Source organism: Mesorhizobium sp. WSM4828 (assembly GCF_055811175.1).
In genome coordinates, this window is record NZ_JBVVQK010000098.1 from 1 (window position 1) to 839 (window position 839).

Genomic DNA, 839 nt, shown 5'->3' on the forward strand with positions numbered 1-839 from the left:
GTGGTCACCGTGGCTCGAGTGTCAGCAGATGTGGTAAGGGTGAGTGTCGGCGAGTAGCAGAGGTCCAGCAACAATGACTTTGAGGCGAACCAGAGCTTACGGCACATCCGGCTTGGTTCTAGCGGTTTGCACTGTGTTTGCTTGGCAGAACGCCGCTGCCGCTCAAAATTGCGACGCAGCCGCGACGCCTGGCGTCAATTGGCAAGAGTGTGACAAGAAGCTTCTCATCCTAGATGGACAGGACCTGAGCGGGGCGAACCTGTTCGGTGTTGATTTCACTTCGACCGACCTCAGGAACACCAATTTCCGTGCGGCAAATCTTGAGAAGGCAACTCTTGTGCGTGCTTCCTTGGCCGACTCGACCGCCAAAGGCGCCCGGTTCGACAGAATCGAGGCCTACAGGACCGACTTCAGCCGTATGGACGCGCAGGGCGCTGTGTTTGCGAGCGCTGAAATGCAGCGCTCGAATTTCCAGGACGCCAATCTGACCAATGTTGATTTCACAAAGGCGGAATTGGGTCGTGCGCAGTTCCATGACGCCGATATCAGCGGCAGCCGCTTTTCGTTTGCCAATCTCGCACGCGCGGACTTCCGAGGAGCGAGGTTCACCGCGCCGATAGACTTTGACCGCGCCTTTTTCTTTCTGACCCGTATCGAGGGCCTCGACCTTTCCAATTCGGCGGGTCTGTCCCAGTGGCAGCTCAACATGGCTTGCGGAGACGCGCGGACCGAGTTGCCTTCTGGCTTGACGAGGCCTGAAAATTGGCCCTGTCAATTCCAGCAGGAATAGTTGTCGGCAAGGAACTGCGGCAATGCTGCGCCGGAGAGGATTCGAACCT

Annotated in this window: 1 protein-coding gene; it reads left to right on the plus strand. The window is 57.6% G+C overall.

Annotation, left to right across the window (positions count from 1 at the left end; genetic code table 11):
- The first annotated feature begins 73 nt into the window (after nt 1–73).
- On the plus strand, nt 74–790 hold the full coding sequence (locus tag AC0L2X_RS32435; RefSeq protein ID WP_473601215.1) for a pentapeptide repeat-containing protein: 717 nt from the start codon (nt 74–76) through the stop codon (nt 788–790).
- Nucleotides 791–839: the final 49 nt, after the last annotated feature.

Coding starts and splice junctions, on each gene's coding strand:
- AC0L2X_RS32435 (WP_473601215.1), top strand. CDS start 74: ATGACTTTGAGGCGAACCAGAGCTTACGGCACATCCGGCTTGGTTCTA.